At 38.3% G+C, this 16942-nt stretch carries 22 protein-coding genes and 1 pseudogene; 15 read left to right on the top strand and 8 right to left on the bottom strand.

Going from position 1 to position 16942, the window contains the following annotated elements; genetic code table 11:
- The first annotated feature begins 210 nt into the window (after nucleotides 1–210).
- Nucleotides 211–1005 (top strand): CPBP family intramembrane glutamic endopeptidase, encoded by a 795-nt coding sequence (locus UF75_RS09825; RefSeq protein WP_045574429.1) that lies wholly within the window; start codon nucleotides 211–213, stop codon nucleotides 1003–1005.
- 539 nt (nucleotides 1006–1544) lie between these two features.
- On the top strand, nucleotides 1545–2300 hold the full coding sequence (locus UF75_RS09820) for a class I SAM-dependent methyltransferase (protein WP_045574428.1): 756 nt from the start codon (nucleotides 1545–1547) through the stop codon (nucleotides 2298–2300).
- 111 nt (nucleotides 2301–2411) lie between these two features.
- Here UF75_RS09820 and UF75_RS26980 read toward each other — a convergent pair whose 3' ends face one another.
- The 3 genes from UF75_RS26980 to UF75_RS09810 all read right to left on the bottom strand — a co-directional run bounded on the left by UF75_RS26980 (nucleotide 2412) and on the right by UF75_RS09810 (nucleotide 3921).
- Nucleotides 2412–2528: a hypothetical protein gene (locus tag UF75_RS26980; RefSeq protein ID WP_082075083.1), complete on the bottom strand. Its 117-nt coding sequence runs from the start codon at nucleotides 2526–2528 to the stop codon at nucleotides 2412–2414.
- Between the two features lie 147 nt (nucleotides 2529–2675).
- Complete coding sequence (locus UF75_RS09815) at nucleotides 2676–3209, bottom strand: hypothetical protein (RefSeq protein ID WP_045574427.1); 534 nt, start codon at nucleotides 3207–3209, stop codon at nucleotides 2676–2678.
- Nucleotides 3210–3381: 172 nt separating this feature from the next.
- Entirely contained in the window at nucleotides 3382–3921 is a 540-nt protein-coding gene (locus UF75_RS09810; RefSeq protein WP_045574426.1) for an AAA family ATPase, read from the bottom strand.
- 596 nt (nucleotides 3922–4517) lie between these two features.
- On the opposite strand from UF75_RS09810, the pseudogene UF75_RS09805 reads away from it, so the two are divergent.
- From UF75_RS09805 to UF75_RS09780, 5 genes and pseudogenes are all read left to right on the top strand, one after another.
- A pseudogene (locus UF75_RS09805) lies at nucleotides 4518–4870 on the top strand (VOC family protein); the annotation flags it as partial.
- Between the two features lie 395 nt (nucleotides 4871–5265).
- A complete protein-coding gene (locus UF75_RS09795) occupies nucleotides 5266–6504 on the top strand; it encodes an IS4 family transposase (RefSeq protein WP_045574424.1) in 1239 nt (412 codons plus the stop codon).
- A gap of 169 nt (nucleotides 6505–6673) precedes the next feature.
- The gene (locus UF75_RS26975) at nucleotides 6674–7018 is read left to right on the top strand and encodes a DUF4085 family protein (protein WP_082075082.1); all 345 of its coding nucleotides are present in this window, start codon (nucleotides 6674–6676) and stop codon (nucleotides 7016–7018) included.
- 291 nt (nucleotides 7019–7309) lie between these two features.
- Nucleotides 7310–7888 (top strand): BsuPI-related putative proteinase inhibitor, encoded by a 579-nt coding sequence (locus UF75_RS09785; protein ID WP_045574423.1) that lies wholly within the window; start codon nucleotides 7310–7312, stop codon nucleotides 7886–7888.
- 104 nt (nucleotides 7889–7992) lie between these two features.
- Nucleotides 7993–8559: a cell wall-binding repeat-containing protein gene (locus tag UF75_RS09780; RefSeq protein ID WP_045574422.1), complete on the top strand. Its 567-nt coding sequence runs from the start codon at nucleotides 7993–7995 to the stop codon at nucleotides 8557–8559.
- On the opposite strand, the gene UF75_RS09775 is transcribed toward UF75_RS09780, so the two are convergent.
- Complete coding sequence (locus tag UF75_RS09775; RefSeq protein ID WP_045574421.1) at nucleotides 8512–8829, bottom strand: hypothetical protein; 318 nt, start codon at nucleotides 8827–8829, stop codon at nucleotides 8512–8514. The genes UF75_RS09780 and UF75_RS09775 overlap by 48 nt on opposite strands.
- 2 nt (nucleotides 8830–8831) lie before the next feature.
- Here UF75_RS09775 and UF75_RS09770 point away from each other — a divergent pair, with 2 nt between their 5' ends.
- On the top strand, nucleotides 8832–9452 hold the full coding sequence (locus tag UF75_RS09770) for a hypothetical protein (protein WP_197079363.1): 621 nt from the start codon (nucleotides 8832–8834) through the stop codon (nucleotides 9450–9452).
- A 282-nt stretch (nucleotides 9453–9734) separates the two neighbouring features.
- Here UF75_RS09770 and UF75_RS09765 read toward each other — a convergent pair whose 3' ends face one another.
- Nucleotides 9735–10046, bottom strand: coding sequence for a type II toxin-antitoxin system RelE/ParE family toxin (locus tag UF75_RS09765; RefSeq protein ID WP_045574419.1), 312 nt, complete (start codon nucleotides 10044–10046; stop codon nucleotides 9735–9737).
- Entirely contained in the window at nucleotides 10033–10305 is a 273-nt protein-coding gene (locus UF75_RS09760; protein ID WP_045574418.1) for a type II toxin-antitoxin system Phd/YefM family antitoxin, read from the bottom strand. The genes UF75_RS09765 and UF75_RS09760 overlap by 14 nt, the downstream gene beginning before the upstream one ends.
- A gap of 291 nt (nucleotides 10306–10596) precedes the next feature.
- On the opposite strand from UF75_RS09760, the gene UF75_RS09755 reads away from it, so the two are divergent.
- A complete protein-coding gene (locus tag UF75_RS09755) occupies nucleotides 10597–11451 on the top strand; it encodes a 4Fe-4S binding protein (RefSeq protein ID WP_045574417.1) in 855 nt (284 codons plus the stop codon).
- Nucleotides 11452–11561: 110 nt separating this feature from the next.
- Nucleotides 11562–12095 (top strand): GNAT family N-acetyltransferase, encoded by a 534-nt coding sequence (locus UF75_RS09750; RefSeq protein WP_045574416.1) that lies wholly within the window; start codon nucleotides 11562–11564, stop codon nucleotides 12093–12095.
- A 202-nt stretch (nucleotides 12096–12297) separates the two neighbouring features.
- Here UF75_RS09750 and UF75_RS09745 read toward each other — a convergent pair whose 3' ends face one another.
- A complete protein-coding gene (locus UF75_RS09745; RefSeq protein WP_045574415.1) occupies nucleotides 12298–12822 on the bottom strand; it encodes a 3-isopropylmalate dehydratase in 525 nt (174 codons plus the stop codon).
- Between the two features lie 15 nt (nucleotides 12823–12837).
- A complete protein-coding gene (locus tag UF75_RS09740; RefSeq protein WP_045574433.1) occupies nucleotides 12838–14124 on the bottom strand; it encodes a 3-isopropylmalate dehydratase large subunit in 1287 nt (428 codons plus the stop codon).
- Nucleotides 14125–14344: 220 nt separating this feature from the next.
- Here UF75_RS09740 and UF75_RS09735 point away from each other — a divergent pair, with 220 nt between their 5' ends.
- From UF75_RS09735 to UF75_RS09720, 5 genes are all read left to right on the top strand, one after another.
- Nucleotides 14345–14992, top strand: coding sequence for a Crp/Fnr family transcriptional regulator (locus tag UF75_RS09735; protein WP_052693106.1), 648 nt, complete (start codon nucleotides 14345–14347; stop codon nucleotides 14990–14992).
- Nucleotides 14993–15109: 117 nt separating this feature from the next.
- Nucleotides 15110–15490, top strand: a complete 381-nt coding sequence (locus tag UF75_RS09730) for a nucleotidyltransferase domain-containing protein (protein WP_242860184.1) — start codon at nucleotides 15110–15112, stop codon at nucleotides 15488–15490.
- Nucleotides 15474–15635, top strand: a complete 162-nt coding sequence (locus UF75_RS28150) for a hypothetical protein (protein ID WP_156146342.1) — start codon at nucleotides 15474–15476, stop codon at nucleotides 15633–15635. The genes UF75_RS09730 and UF75_RS28150 overlap by 17 nt, the downstream gene beginning before the upstream one ends.
- Nucleotides 15636–15881: 246 nt before the next feature.
- Nucleotides 15882–16661 carry a DUF429 domain-containing protein gene (locus UF75_RS09725; protein ID WP_045574413.1) on the top strand — a complete coding sequence of 260 codons (780 nt, stop codon included), beginning with the start codon at nucleotides 15882–15884 and terminating at the stop codon, nucleotides 16659–16661.
- 13 nt (nucleotides 16662–16674) lie between these two features.
- Complete coding sequence (locus UF75_RS09720) at nucleotides 16675–16863, top strand: hypothetical protein (protein ID WP_045574412.1); 189 nt, start codon at nucleotides 16675–16677, stop codon at nucleotides 16861–16863.
- The last annotated feature ends 79 nt before the right edge of the window (nucleotides 16864–16942 follow it).

Raw genomic sequence — 16942 nt, 5'->3', positions numbered from 1 at the left:
ATACTACGATCTATTAACTTCTCAATGGCGGAAAGGAGTAACATTAAAAAGATACGGCCCCCTAACCTTATAGTTATTATAATTGGCAGGAATTATTATTGACTATATAGAATATCTAATAGTTAAAAAATTCTGGTAATAGCAAGATTGATAACGTTTAGTAGGGACGTATCTAATTAAGTTGAGAATCCAAAGGAATGAGCAAGATATATGAGGACTGAAGTTGTAAAAGAATTGGGAGTTTCATTTCTTAGCTTTTATATACTAGGGGTAGTTGTATACTACCTAGCAAAATCCTGCAAAATAAAATATAATGGCTTTGAATTTTTTAATCCTAAAAAAAGTGCTTTGTACTCTTTGCTTTCAGTAATACTAAGTTCGTGTATGATTACAGGACTTATGGTTTTATTGAATTCACAAGGTACAACAGGTGTCGGTTCAAATGTACAAAAATTCAATCTAAATAGTGTCATTAATATTGTAATTATATGGTTAGTTATGCTATCTCCTATCTTGATAATGAAGAAAATAAGGAATGAATCATGGAGGAGCACAGGGATTTCAAAGCATAATTTAAGGCAGTCAATATTGATAGGAACTATTCTTATAATCATTACACTAGTAAGTTCTATTTTATTTAGTTCAAAAAGCTTAAGCGGAATTGGAGAAAACTTTAACTTAAGCGTTTTATGGGCAATATTTTACTTTATAGTGATAGGATTCAGTGAGGAGTTTATGTTCAGGGGATATTTGCAAATTCGTTTGATTGAATGGCTTGGAAAATGGAAGGGACTGATATTTACTTCAGTATTTATGGCACTTATTCACATTCCTCAACGAATGGCAGTGATAGGGTTATCACCTTATGAAGCTATTTCAAGCGCGGTTTTATTAATACCAGTAAGTTTAATGATGGGTTATATAATGATCAAAACTGAAAATATTGTTGCACCAGGTATGTACCATTCCTTTATTAATTGGATTAATATTGTAATTTATAATTAAGTTGTTATCGACCAAGATAGAGCCTGTGAACTAGTATATAATGACTAAGAACGGCCAGGTCGTCTTTTGACGGTCGGGCTTTTTGTGCTTTATGGAAGTTTATGTATCTCGGCAGGATATGAAAGGAAGGATGTGGAATATGGTGAATACATGGTTTGTGTTTTCAGCCAATTACGGTAATTATGATTGAAATAGAGTTTATCCTGAATCAGGGTGATGAATCCTCATTCCACAGGGCACTTAGCAATTGATGATCATCCTCATTCGAGGGAAGAGGCTCTACACTTTACCCGATGTGTGGAAAAATTGACAAATGATTTTGCAAAACGTCCTGAAATCGGTAAAAATATCTGTGGAGTTTGTATAAGTGTCTGCCCTTGGGGAAAACGATAGAATTAATCAATAGTGAGAGAGAACATATTTAGCCTTTTCCATAAATTAGCTCCGAGGTGACTGTCTTGGCAGACTGACATCGTGTAAGTATATCTAGGTGCTAGTATCCTGGGTGAGTATTATGTACCTACATGAGGAGGATTAGTATGAGCAATCAGAATGAGGTTCGGAAAAACTTTGGACAAAGAGCTTCGGAATATAGATTGAGTACTACTCACGGTAATCCTGTGGATCTCGAAAGAATGATTAATCTTATCAAGCCTACTTCAGACGATATCGCTTTAGATGTTGCAACAGGGGGAGGGCATACCGCGATTGCCTTAGCTAAATTCGTTAACCAGGTAGTTGCAATTGATATAACGCCAGAAATGTTGGCCGAGGCAGAAATGGCGTCTCGACAAGAGAGTATTAATAATATTGTTTTTAGGACAGAAGATGTTCATAACTTCAATATCCCAGACAGTCAATTTGACATTGTTGCATCAAGGTTTGCTGTCCATCATTTTTCCGATGTGAAACGGGCCCTCCGGGAAATGTGTAGGGTATTAAAACCTGGTGGTAAGTTATACATTCTCGATTGCTCGGTTTTTGACGGGGAGGAAACGGAACTAGAAATTAATCGTCTTGAGCTATTAAGAGATAGTTCACACCAGTGTTCTTATTCACCCCGTTTATGGCAACAATTATTAAAGGAACTACCTTTAACGATAGATCATAGTTCTCTGCTAAAAGAACAGTATGAATTACCACGGTGGTTCGACAGGATGGGAACTGAACAAAACAGTCGAGAAGAAATCTTCCGAATACTTAACAGCCTGTCTGCAGAGGGTAAAATCCGCTATCCTTTCGGTGATGATTACATAACTACTTATCGTTTTGAGATTTTAGCAACCAAAAATTGAGGTGGGCAGATCGCAAGAGCTCATCCAGTCCCTCAAAACCAGACCTCAAAGACTTTTAGTAAAAGAAAATGAGCCCATACAGTAGTAAACTGATGTTGGCTCATTCTAAGGTTAATTAATGTTCCTTAGTTTCCGTATTATCCTTTGTATACTTTTCAAAGACAAAAAATATTTCTCGGATAATTCTTGTTGACTATTCCCCACCAAATAATCTTCATAAATCTGCATATCCCGCTGTTGTACTTATCGTCCTACTCTGTTGTCAAGAATCGTCAGCATTCTTTATAGGGGCAGTAGGAGCATCCGTGTTCTTATCTACACTCAATAACTTCAATATATTATTTTTAGCGCCATTTCACACCTAAAGCCATTTTCTCATTTATCATACAATCCTTCAATGATCTTGTATTGTAAAACGAGTTCGCCCTTGTAGTAAGCATTAATATAATATTGGAAACTGACGATTGCTTGTTTCCTATCTATTGATATTTCCTCATTGAAAGATTTGCCTGGGGCCAGACTAATCATGTTGACTTTTCGTTGTCCACTGACCTGGGACCAGCGCCAAACTGTTGATCCAGGGTCACCAATATTATTTGCATCTGCTGCTACCACTGCTAAATCTAACGAGTCCTGTATGTCGGTTGCTTTATTAGATGTATTTGTTATCTTATAAACTACTCGTATATTTTCTGGACTAGGGTAAATTTCCATCTTATAAAAATCAAGTTGCGGTTCTTTTGGATATCCTGGCGACTTCCACAACATCATTTCCGTGTGGGTCTTGCCACCGGGTTGATTGAATGCTTTGTCTAGTGCATTGCCCAACGTTGCCCAAAAAAAAGACAATGTTATTAGGATCAACACAATTATAGTAATTGGCCGTGTTATAGTCTTGCTTAGTTTCATAAAAGTAGTCCTCCCAATAACCAGATCTAAAAATAATACTTGTCGAGGCAATCTAGCACAATCATTCGCCAGCAATGAATAATTTACCTTTGTTTTGCTCTTTGGGTCCGATAAAGAACGTTACGTTAAGCAATAACCCCCTCGTCCGTATCTGGCTCTAAGTAAACACAAACTATTTAAGTCTTCTGTGAACAATATTCAAACGTTCTTCTACAGTCTTATCCCCTTCAATTTTTAAAACGGAGCAAGGTAATTTCGAAAGCCACATATCATGCAATGCCTTACTCCTCATGTGAGTTCCAGCTTCATCATATTGTGAAGCCCATTCTACAAAATCGTTATGTAGTTGATATCTCTCCCCATTTTGTTCTATTTCTGTTCCGTATCGTTGCCTTTCCCTCCCAATCAGCCTTTTTATCCGAATTTCTTTTGGTAATGATAAATATACAACTAATTCGAAATGCGGAATAAAAATGTCTCCCCAACCACATAAGGAGCCAGATAAAATCCATTCAGAAGTATTTCCCAAATCTATTTTTAAAAGTTCTTGTCGTTCTTCTATATTTCTCTTTTGGGTAAATGGAACGTCCGTGGGAATCCAATAATAATCATCCGTATCAAAATGACAATAACCTGTTTTTTTAGATAAAGCCTTTGCTAACGTTGTAGTCCCTGAAGCTGATGCACCTAGAATATGTATTCGTTTAAACATGTTATACCTCATAGTATTTTATAAGCCCTACTTACATAATCCGACCATGGATAGGAGGCCATTTGCACTGCTACGTATAAAAAAATTACCGACACATGTCGTAGATACCTTTTTTAAAATTACTGTTTGGGTTTGGGTTTGAGTCCGATAACAGTCACTATGACAAGCAACGCTCATTTTCCCATTTTCGGTGCCCTATCCTTAACACATTGTAATATTATTTGGTTCGCTAATCTCCCCATTTAGTGAACAAAATCAATAAACATCGCTGCCTACTACAAAAAGAATGCATATTGTGTTAAGATCGGTGACTCTACCATAGCACAATATCCAGTGAACAAGTTAAATGCCTGGACGTCTATTTGGACGGTCGGATTTTTGTTCTTTATGGAATATTTTTTCTTAGGAGGAAATCAAGAAATAATGCGGAAAGTGACAGTAGACAGTATAGCAGCAAAGATGAGTGATTCACATTAGGCTAATAATGGGAAGTTTTAATAAACCTAGGTAAAAGCATAAAAAGTAGGATAATGTGAAGCAGGGTAAATTAGATGTTTTGAAGAATGGGATAGGAAATAAGAATGGGGAGGCGTATAATGAAATTCTCAAGTCCTTTGATAGTTGTTTCGGATATGGAAAATTCAAAGCGTTTTTACTATGAAGTGCTTGGCTTAGAAGTTAATGTTGATTTTGTTGCAAATGTAACTTTAACGGGGGGATTGCATTACAGACAAAAGATACTTGGTTGACTTTTATTCACAAAAAGGAAAGTGAAATTGTTTTTGGAGGAAATGTAGCAGAGTTGTATTTTGAGGAAGTTGATTTTGATGGATTTATTCTAAAGATTAATGACATTGCAGACATTAACTATGTACACCCTATCGTAGAACATTCTTGGGGACAGCGTGTTGTTCGTTTCTATGACCCTGATAAGCATATTATTGAAGTCTGATAGTCAGAAATTATCGGAACAGTTCTATCAAGCATTTTTACTTAATCAAGAACACATAAAGAAGATTTTACCTGAAGAGATACTTGTAAAAATCGCGGATATTAGAGTATACATATTACGTAAAGCAACACGACAAATGATAGAAGATGTAACTCAATTTTGCCAGAATAACAGAAAGTTGATGATTACAACAATAGAAGAGTATAAAAAATATCAGTAGAGTTGCATAAAGCTTTTGACTCAAAAGTCAAATTGTATACTTGAGAGGAAATCAACGAAAAACGGCTTAAACTGTAGATATTCCTGATTATTCCTGTCAAAACCATAAAAAAAGCCTTATAATTAGAGTTAGGGTAGTTCTTGCCCAAATCTCTAATCATAAGGAGATAAAAATGCAAAGCAAGAATACTACAAAATCCACATTTATGCAACTGTTTCAACCGATTTTTTCTAAAGAAACTTGGACTAAAATTAATCAAGAAGTTCCAAACCTTGATAAGCGAGTCCAAAAACTTAAAACAAGCCAACTCACGTTACTTATCAGTAATGCTCAACTCCAAGAATTTAAGGCTTTACGAAAAATCAGTGCGAGTGTTCAATGTAATGACTTCAGTCGTACCATTGGCTTAGAAAGCATTAGTCATAGTCAAATTTCACGAAGACTTAGAACTCTTCCTGTTAGAGTTTCGGAAATGCTTTTTAAAAATCTATTAAACAAAGTAGCTCAGAAAAAGGGGTTCGGAGTGATCCAGCAGCGGCTTGGGAACCTGTTCATGATTGATGCATCGACAATAAGCTTGTGCCTTTCGAAGTATCCTTGGGCTGTGTTTAGAAAAACCAAGGCCGGAATTAAAATGCATCTACGACTAAGTTTCGACGGAATGGCTGTCCCTGACGCCGTGATTATTACTCCGGCAAAGACGGCAGACAAGAAGAAACTGGATGAACTGATTGTCAAAGACTCTGACGCCCTTAATATTTTTGACCGGGGTTACGTGGATTACAAACTATTTGATGACTACTGTGAAAATGGTATTCGATTTGTAACTCGCCTTAAAGAGAATGCTGTGGTTGAGTTTCTTGGACAACGAAACGTTGAAGAAGATGGTCCAATTGAAGAAGACGTTGATGTTATTCTAGGAACGAACAGCCGAAAGATGAAGCATAAACTTCGCGTCATTACCATTGATGATTCGGTCAACGAGCCCTTTTCCATCGTCACGAATGACTTTAATAGAAGTGCCGAGGAATTTGGTGAGATTTACCGGTATCGCTGGCAAATCGAGCTGTTCTTTAAATGGCTGAAGCAACACGCCCAGATCAAACATTTTTACGGTACAAGTGAGATAGCAGTTATTAACCAGTTACTTTTAGCACTCATGACTTACTGCGCACTCGTTCTTCTGAAACTTGAAATTGAGGATCAAAGAGACTTACTGAACTTGCAACGAATCGCTATCTCTTGTCTCTTCGAAAGCTATGATTCGTTTCTAGAAAAGCTTCGACGAAAATGGGGAAACGGTTCCAGGCGAATCAACTATGATCGCATCTACAAAATGACAGAGCATCAGATCATGAATGAAGAGACGGATTGGCTGAATGAATTAACCTACGATCCTGTTATTCTCTAACGTTATATTGTGTAAAAATGTGGAAAAGAACTACCTCCTAGGTCAATGCTCCTTTGGACTATAGCAGGAAAAACCATATGGAAGTATACACCAATAAAGTAAATTAGAGTAATGACAACAGTAGCATTTCATTTATTGACAGGGTTCCATTTAGTTTAATGCAACGCTACTGAAAAAATATTATAAGAAAGTATTAGAAAGTTTAGACAAAAGCGTTTTAGAAAAAATTAATTTCCATGATTGCACTGTTATTGGTATAGAACAAACAGAAAAAACCCTAACCGTATTATTTGATAATTTAGGCGGTTTTACCAACATAACTAAAATGCATTTGGATAATTATGAGATTATTAAACAAGATGCTTTACTGCAAAATTCATGGTGGCTTTACAATGAAATATATCAAACAAACGGAAAATATGAATTGCACGTACTACTTCAAAATAGAAATATGGGTGTAATTGAATTTATTGTTTCTGCGGAAAATATATCATTTGAGCAAACTGAAAAATAAAATATTGGATTATTATATTACTCATTGGTACTATAGAGCTTCTCCTTCCTTAAACTGCCATTATTCTTATACTGGGTGGTTAATGTTAGCTTTATTCCAGCTATTATCGACATAGTTGTAACTTATATATTGTAGTAATACTCCCAATTTAGTCCTCTAGGCTTTTACGGCTTAGGGGCTTTTTAGTGTTTGTGTATATTGAAAAATTATACTCTTTAGAAAGGTCAATCGCTAGTAATTGTAGAATAGGATAATGAATGAAAGCTAAACCCAAGTGGTGGAGGTATCAAAATGAAAAAGTTTTTTTGGGTACTTGCATTATTATTATCTTTAAGCTTTATAGGTTGTAGTTCAAAGACTAATGTCCATGTTGACCAATCAAACGTCCCTAGTGGCGAGTCAATTGTACCTGTTGAAAAATCAAGTAGCACAAGTGGTGGGACGGTAAGCAATCCGGTAAAAGGAGATTTGGAATATTCATTAGACATAACTTATAGTAAATCCATGATGAAATTTCTGATAATTAATAACTCATCTAAAGATATTGAACTGGTATTTCCTAATACCCAAACATTTGATTTCATTTTGTCAAAGGACGGAAATATCGTATTTGATAATTACAAAGATAATCCTAATGTTGCTAAATTTGATTGGGAAACACATCAACTACTAAAAGCTAATGGATATATAAATAATGTTGGACAAGGTTATGACATTTGGTATGAAAGTCTTACTAAGAAATTTAGTGATGGAATTTATAATTTCGAGTTTTATTCTATATCTGAAATACTAAAAGATGTTCCTCATTTAAAAGGACAATTAGAGATAAAGGATGGGGATGTAAATGTCAATAGTATCCGACTTAATTAAACCCTTTTGCCAAGTCCGAAATCGCCCGCCTAAAACCCCAAAAAGCCTATATAACAAGCGGACAGGCTGTCATTAAACCGGCTATTCTTGAAGAACTAAGATCCATGGGAGTAACACCTGTTGAATTAGGTGTCTATGACCTGTATGAAACAGCCGTAAATATAGCTAAAGAGATGCAAGCGCTGGGAGATAAGTTTACGAAACTAGCCGTTGTAGCCGGTTGGGACAGTCCTGCCGATGCGCTAGCCGGTGTTCCATTAGCGGCACAAGATGCAGCGCCGATTATTCTCACCAATCAAGCGATGGATCCCACTCTCCTGAATTATGCAAAGACAAATCTTTCTCCTGTTGTCATTGCCTTAGGTGGAGAAGCCGTTGTTAATCAGGAAACCTTAGATCAGTTGTCGACTTATGATGTGGAAAACGGCAACGACCAAACCACTGGTTCAGATAACCCCAATCTGCCGGAGGAGTTACAGAAAACCCTCCTGATATCCGGAGACGGCGTAACTCTACAGAATGCTAGCGAAGATTTTAGCATTTATGTTAATGGGGATAACGTTACACTGAAAAATGTTAGCATTAAAGGAACCCTATTCATTGACCCAGGCGTGAACGGGAAGTTAAGCCCTCACGGCAGGGTTTTTGGTCTGATACCCTTCAGGGTTTAAGATCGGATACGGATCATTCATATCTGCTACAGGTAAGTCCTGAGCACCGTCACCCGTGAGCGTGCTGAAATCTCCGTTATATACGTGACCTACTGTCGCCCCTCTTTCCACATTTAAAGCGGTAATAGCGTGAGTGACCAGATTATTCACTTTAGCCGTGGCCGCTAAAGAAACCTGGGCCTGCTGTTCGATCTGTACCACGTTGAATGGGCCATCGAGCGTAAGTTGTATATCAAGGTTCGATTGATATAACAATGATTCCCAGCTCACCCGTGAGCTACACCCCAGATATCCTGACTCCAACCAACGGCTCGACAATAGACCCCAACCAACCTCTCATCATAACTTGGAAACCAGTCGCCGGGGCGACCGACTATAATATCAATGTCTTTAAAGAAAGCGGGGGTAGTTCTCAATTGGTGGATACCTTCCATGCCGGCACGTTGACAAGCTTTCAAATCAATCCGTTAACGGATGGAAAGTACGACATCTATATCCGAGCAGAAGTGGATAACATGCTGAGAGACGGTAAACAAATCACCGTTAATGCCCCAAAGGCAGATCCAAATATCGTGCCACAGCCACCTGTGAACATCGTACCACTTCAGATTTTGGCACCAGGCAATAATTTAACCTTTACAGGTGATGAACCAGTAATTTTGCAATGGGATGTTCCCAAATATGCCGTGAACCTGCAAGCAACTGTGAAGATTACCTCGCCGACGGGTTTTAGCACGAGCAATGGGGATAGGAACGGGGAAAATCTCAATCAGGAAATACAGAAGGGTTATAAACATTTGGCTCCGGGTGTGAATCACATCACAGTGACGCTGAGCGAACGGGGTAACATTACGCAGTATCAAGGCTCGGTTGATATAATCTATATTCCCTAGGTCCTGCTCACTCTAGTTGACTTAGGGTCCTTACTGTTTAAAGATAGTCATTGAATGGGCTAAAAGTAAAGACGTGAATAGAATTGAAATAAAAGTGTACTCCTTTAATTCAGAGGCAAATGGAGAAAACGAGGGATGACTGCGCTTATCAATAAACCGGTAACCAAGATTGAAACTATAGAGAAGGTACTCAAAAATCATAGATTGAATATAATCAAGCACCCCAAGCTCTCGTTGACGAGCTTGGGGTGCTTGATATTTTGTTGAGAAATCAATTATTTGTTACGTCATCATGCGCGGAAAATCCTGTTTACCATGAAGCACTCGATGAACTTCCACCGTGTTCTCTTCCAAAACTAGGATGTAGAAAACAAGATAGGGATCAACAACGATCATGCGATAGCCTTGTCCGGCAATCTTCGTGTCCAACGGTACTGAACCCATGAGAGGGAAGTCTGCCAGCTTGCCTATGGACTCTTTTATCGTCTCATACATTCTGATGGCAGCATCGCGATTATTAATGCGAATATGCGCAATTATACTCTTTAAGTCATCTTGTGCAATCTGAGTGATTTTGATTTTATAGTTTGCCATGTGCCAACGCCTTCAGTTCGCTCATGGCCTCGTCGAAGTCGAGCATCGGCACGCCATTGGCTTTTTGCAATTGTGCTTCCAGTAGCTTTTCGCGGATTTCCAATGCCCGTTCGCGCTTCTCAAAAGCATCGATACTCATTACGGTTAAATCGCCTTCGCCGTTGACGGTGACGTATACCGGTTCGCCGGTTTCATGGCAGTACTTGGAGATTTTGCTATAATCATTGCGTAGTGAGGTAGACGATTTTATGGTGGGCATACCCTATCCCCTTTCGAATTAGGAATATCATAATTCTACTCATATTATACCTTAATTAATTTGGGATAGTCAATTTCACATCGCCTTTCTTGGCAAGTGCCAACCAGAATGTTGGTTAAATAAACTAAACTATTAGTCCAACATGGCACAGTCGAGAGCGCTTTACCATTACAAGATAGGATTGATAATAAACATGAGCAGACAGGTGCTTTCGATGATGATGGTATTGGACAGGATTTCCAAATACTTTCTCGAATAAGTATAAATAAAGTTGGTTTGCGGGAGGTAGTTATGGATAAGAAAGACATTGTCAAAATGGCGACATGGTTTGTGAAAAACTCAGATCACAATCTTATATCTAAGGAAGTTGCGCTTTCAGAGGCGGTCGTGGGTATGAGGATTTTTGAGACTCCAATTTTTGCGTTTGGTGCTGCAGATGATCAGTATTTTGAAATATTGAAACAGCCACTAGTAATAGGACAACACTTTATGCCTCCCCAAGAATGGTTACCCCAGCCCAAAACGGTTATCTCCTTTTTTCTACCCTTTACCGAGGCAGTAAAAAAGGGCAACAGACGAGATATGTCATGGCCTTCAGAAGAATGGTTGCATGGACGGATTGAAGGTCAAGCTCTAGTTGTTAAGCTTTGCCAATATTTGAACTCCGAATTGATAAATGCCGGCTATAAAAGCCTTGCGCCGTCTTTGGATGAAAGATTCTGGGCCAAAACCGGAGATAATAAACCGGCTCAGAATTCGGACAATAATAGGAGAACAGACCTATTATTCACGAGTAATTGGTCTGAAAGACATGTTGCCTTTGTATGTGGTCTTGGGACATTCGGACTTTCTAAAGGCCTAATCACCGAAAAAGGGATTGCTGGCAGATTCGGCAGCATCGTTACAGAACTGGAGTTGCCTCCTGATAAAAGGATGTATGAAAACATTTATGATAACTGTTCCATGTGTGGAGCGTGTGTAAAAAATTGTCCAGTCAAGGCGATATCTCTTGATAAGGGGAAAAACCACATACTTTGTTCTGAATTCATAAACAAAACAAAGGAAAAATGTAAACCAAGATATGGTTGTGGAAAATGTCAGATAGGAGTTCCGTGTGAAAGTGGTATTCCTAAAAAGATAAATTGAATCTTGATGGTAGCTTCCGCCTACCGCCGGGGTGGCGTTCTGCTAAACTTGGACGTTTTAAAAAAACTTGTCAAGAAAGCCATCCCCCCCGAATAGAAAGGTGATTTTATTTGACTCTTGAGAAAGTAAGTATTAAAGAAATTAATAACGAGGTAAGTTTGTCAGATAGCTTAAACGTTATCAAGGATTCATTTATCACAGTTGTAAGAGAGCTTAACCTAACGGAAGAAAATTGTCCTTCGAATCCAGCATTCGCAAATTTGGTAAATCTCCAGAAGATGAAAGATAAAGGGATCGGTATGTTTGGTTTGTATAAAGAAAGAAATCAAATTGGATTTGTACCCATCGAAAAGGCTGATGATGTTTTCTACATAGAAAGATTATCGGTGTTGCCGGGATATAGGCATAAAGGGTATGGGAAACATTTAATGGATTTTGTCTTTGGTTATGTGAAAGCCCAAGGAGCAGAGAAAGTCTCTATTGGTATTGTTGATGAGAATTTAGTTCTAAAAAATTGGTATAAATTGTATGGATTTATAGAGACTGGGTTGAAAAAATATGAGCATTTGCCGTTTACGGTATGCTACATGGAAAAAGTAGTTGAGAGGGAATGTAGTAAGATAACCTTGACGGACAGGTTATGACGACTGTTCGCGCATACGCGCAATCATAGGGAAAGCGAGTTAATATGACCAAGGACAACTATCTCATGGCAAATAATCTATACGAACATTTTGCTTTGGTGACAGACGATGTGATGGCAGTAGAATTAGAATTGAGTGTCCGGGTGAGTTGACAATAAGATAGGCACAGCAAAAAATAAAGCTGTGCCTATCTTATTAAGAATCAATAGTTTTTATCAGCGTAACCAACCCAGCCGCCTTCTTTAACAAGTGTCTTGTCAAACTCGCCGACTTTGAAATCAATTTCTTCTGATTTATCGGATGAAGTTACAATAATCTTATCTTTAGCAATGTCAATTGTTATTGAAGTGTCTTTCCCCGCGTAGTTCTCAAAAAGATATTCGATCGTATCCTTTGGTAATTCGATTGCAAACATGCCGCAGTTATACATATTCTGCCTAAATATTCTGGCAAAACTTTCAGCAATCACGACATTGATCCCATTGACTTCTAAGGCCCATGGAGCATGCTCTCTGGAAGAACCACAACCAAAATTGGCTCGTGTTACAAGCACAGCTTTGTCCTTAATATCTTCTTTGGCGTTAAATCCGGTAAGAGTCAAATCCTCCAATAAATTAGGTTTCAAGGCCTCTTTAGTGATTTCAGTAAGATACTTGGCTGGAATGATTTCATCGGTATTGATATCACTTCTATCTAAGAATAAGACTTTTCCGCTAAATTCTTTCATTTTCCCCTCCGATACTTACGCTTGATAAACTTTAGAATTTGTTATTTTACCTTCAATGGCTGACGCTGCAGCAGTAGCAGGACTCATCAGATGAACTGTACCGCCCTTACCCATTCTGCCGTTAAAATTGCGGTTTGTTGTAGACGCACAGGCTTCGCCATTTGCAAGAACCCCATTACTCATGCCCAGACAAGCGCCACAGGTTGGGTTTGTAACGCAAAAACCAGCGTTGTGGAAAATCTCGATCAGTCCTTCTTTTAAGGCCATGGAATAAACATCTGGAGTTGCGGGGCTGACAATGGCACGCACATCATCACTTATTTTTTTATCCTTAAGGATACTGGCAGCTATTCTCAGATCTTCTATACGACCATTGGTACAACTCCCTATATAAACCTGATCGATTTTTGTACCGGACATTTCATGGACTGTTTTTACTTGGTCCGGTTTGAACCCAAACGTAACCATAGGTTCTAAATTCGTAACATCATATTCGTAGACTTTTTCATAGGAAGCATCCGCATCCGAAATCCAGTTTGAGTATTCTTTCAAAGCGTCTTCCTTTGTGCTAAATTCATCTTTAATGAAGTCCCATAGATATTCGACGGTTGTCATATCCGGGTAGCAGATCCCACAAGTTCCTCCGGCTTCAATTGCCATATTGCACAAGGTCATACGTGATTCCATCGACATGGCATCAACAACCGGTCCTGTAAATTCTATGACCATGTTCGTTGCACCGTTTACCGTCAGTTCTTTAATAATGAAGAGGATCAGGTCTTTGGCATAAACGCCCGGTTTTAAGGTGCCATTGAGCACAAATTTAATTGTTTTCGGAAAGTGGAAGGCACATACACCCTTAAGGATACCTACTTCCAGGTCAGTCGTTCCGACACCTGCGGCAAAAGCTCCAAACGCTCCATGAGTACAGGTGTGCGAATCCCCCATGATAACCGTATAACCCGGTCTTACGAATCCTTTTTCAGGGAAGATCGCATGACAAACACCATTTCTTCCGATGTCAAAAAAGTCTTTAATGCCCTGCCTTCTAGCCCAGTCCCGTAGTATCTTTCCCTGTTCAGCTGTTTTAGAATCTTTGGCAGGCGTTACGTGATCTATGACAGCCTTAATTTTCGTGGGATCAAAGACTCTGTCCATTCCCCTGGCCATAAGATCCGTGATGGCAATGGGTGTGGTAATTTCGTGGCAGAAAACCCTGTCCAATTTTAAAACATGCGTATCAGGAAACGGCATATTTACCCTGTGGGTATCAAATATTTTCTCAGCTATTGTTTTTCCCATTTTCGTCTCCTTGCATTTTTCTTCCTTAATCACAAATCCGTGTTTAACGTGTAAACCTTCTACCCCATAAATCTCGTAGGATAAATGGCTAGTAATCGGGCTTATCATTCCATTTCAACTAAGCCACCTCCATATAAGGTTTTACTTATTATGACATGGAACTTCAAATAAGAATGTTACATGTGATACAATTTGAAAATAAGGAAAGGAGGTGTTTTTCTTGAATGAGTGGAATTTATTTTCAACCCATAAAAAAGATATACCAACCGAATTGTTTGAGACCTTTAAAACAAAACCAGCTCAGACGTTTAAGAAAAATCAAATCATCTATCGGCAAGGAGAAATCGCTAAAAGTTTTTATTACTTGAAAAGTGGGCAAGTTCGAATTTATGTAAATTCCTTAGATGGCTTAGAAAAAACTCTCATAACTCATAAAAAGGAGACGATTTTCGGAGAAGCATCTTTTTTTGATGGTTTTCCAAGAATGTCATCAGCAAAAACTCTGTTGGATTCAGATATTATCATAATTGATAAAGCTGATATTATGTTGTATTTTCAAAAAAGCCCCTTCCTCGCTTTGAATCTCATAGAGCTTTTATCACAAAAAGTAAGGATGTTATCAAATGAAATAGACAACATCTCATTTTTATCAGCAGAAAAGAGAATTGCCCAATATCTGTTTAGTATCAATTTAGAAACTAATCGTTCTATTAATTGTACACATGAAGATATAGGAAAAGCTGTTGGGGTAAGTAGAGTTACTGTAAGTAGGGTTTTAATCAAATTTTCGCAGCATGGATGGATTGATACTAAATATAAGAAGATTATTATATTAGACAAAGATGCCCTATTAGAATTTATAGGATGAGGTGCCCTGGGGGAAAGGCTTGAGAATTAATCCTCAGCATGCTATGCTAAGAATGCCAATAATTGGAGATGGCAAGCTACTGGGCTGAGAGATAAATTCATCAAATAACTATAGGCATTGAACAAAAGAAGTCTTAGAGAAGACCTGTCTATTTGGTCACTTTATGAACTTCAGATAAATGGTGAGAGGGTGATGATTAGGATGCTTGGGCAAAATAATCAGATATCTGAGTTGGAAGACATTATGGTTCGAAACGATCTATTTAAGAAATTTAGGCTAAGTAAATTGGGGGTATTTGGCTCTACTGCAAGAGGAGAAGTGTCTAATGACATTGATATCCTCATTGAAGACAATGTAGATTACCGTTCATTGTCGGTATTCAGAGCTGAGCTCAATAAGCTTACAAATAAACGCATAGATATTGTCATTGCCAGATATGCCAATCCCATTGTGCTGCATAGAGCAAGAAAGGAGATTATCTATGTTACCGGGCATTAAGAACGACCTCATGTATCTACTCAACATACTTGAATGTAGCGAGAAAATCATACTTTATGCAGCAGATTGTACAGATGCTGAAGCCTTCTATGAAAATAACGTGTCATTTGAGCGTATAACCAATACAGGGAGCGGAACTAAGTGAACCTTAGACTTTGCTCCTTTTGTTGTTCTGATTAACATAGTAATGTCTAAGCTGAGTGCTATGATAAACGCAGTAAATGCTATGCAAGAAAGACTATCAAGCAGGGAGTCCTTGCTAATAGTGTGTAATTTAAAGAATATTGTAAAAAGAAACAGTTGTTGGCAGGGTTTTACAAAATAATGAAGAATTTGGGTTTATTAACAGGGTTTCCGCAAGGAAAAGCCAAGCGCTATCGGAGGTTAATCAATGCATTATATTGGAATTGACTTAGCGTGGACCTATAGCAAAGAATCTGGGATTTGTATTATCGATGACTTTGGCAAAATAGTATATTGTAAATCCCAAGTGTTCACCGATGAGATGATCGCTTCAATCGTTGAAGAGTATGCCCAGGATGGGGCAATCGTTGCGATTGATGCGCCATTAATAGTGAATAACGAAACAGGTTCTAGATACTGTGATGGAGCTCTTATGAGAGCGAAAATTCATGGCAAAAATCTGTCTCTTTACACGTGCAGTAGAAGTTTTATGTTAAAACACTACGGTATTGTTCGAGGAGAAGAAGTCGTAAGAGCTATTAGAAATAGGATGCCAGCTTTTTCGCTCACCGGTGACCCACGCAATAAAAAACATGTCATTATGGAAACCTTCCCTACGGGCATAACTCTAGGTCTTTTCCCTGATGCGTTCCCAATTAAATATAAAACCAAAAGTAAGATTGAATTCGGAGTAACAAAATCAGAGCTGGGTCGGATGGTAGACCTTTTTAAACGGTTGAGCGACTTCGATCCTCCTGTTCATAATGCTACTGATTTCTTTAATGATTCATTGGGTATTCAGGCTATGTCCAAGAAAGGGTTTAAGAACCTGGAGGACAAGCTGGATGCCTTTTTATGTGCCTATGCAGCTAACTGGCTCGCGAAAAATGATGGGAAAGTGTTCGGTGATGATCAGAAGGGTTTTATTGTATTGCCAGTAATCGAAGGGTTTATAGTACATGTCCCGGTTGAATCCAAAACACGATAGTGATTTATAGTAAATGATTGAGGCAGTGAAGAGATTTCATCAGAAGAATGGCTTTGACATTGGAACTCAAAGTCAAGCAACAATGCTTTATCGTATGAACCTCATGATGAAAGAGTTAGGGGAGATTAGTCAGTGCCTCACTAAGGGAAAAGGGAGCCTCGCAGACACGCTGATCAGATTGGGGCGGTTGGGTAAAAAATAAGGAAGCGGAAGGAAGTTTGAGCATATTTTATAATTAATATGGAAAATGGTTAAGTAGTTGAATCTCTTATGAGTAAATT

Origin of the sequence: Desulfosporosinus sp. I2 (assembly GCF_000960765.1) — a bacterium.
GTDB lineage: Bacteria > Bacillota > Desulfitobacteriia > Desulfitobacteriales > Desulfitobacteriaceae > Desulfosporosinus.
The sequence above is the reverse complement of the archived record's forward strand: the minus strand, read 5'-3'. Positions and strand labels throughout refer to the sequence as shown.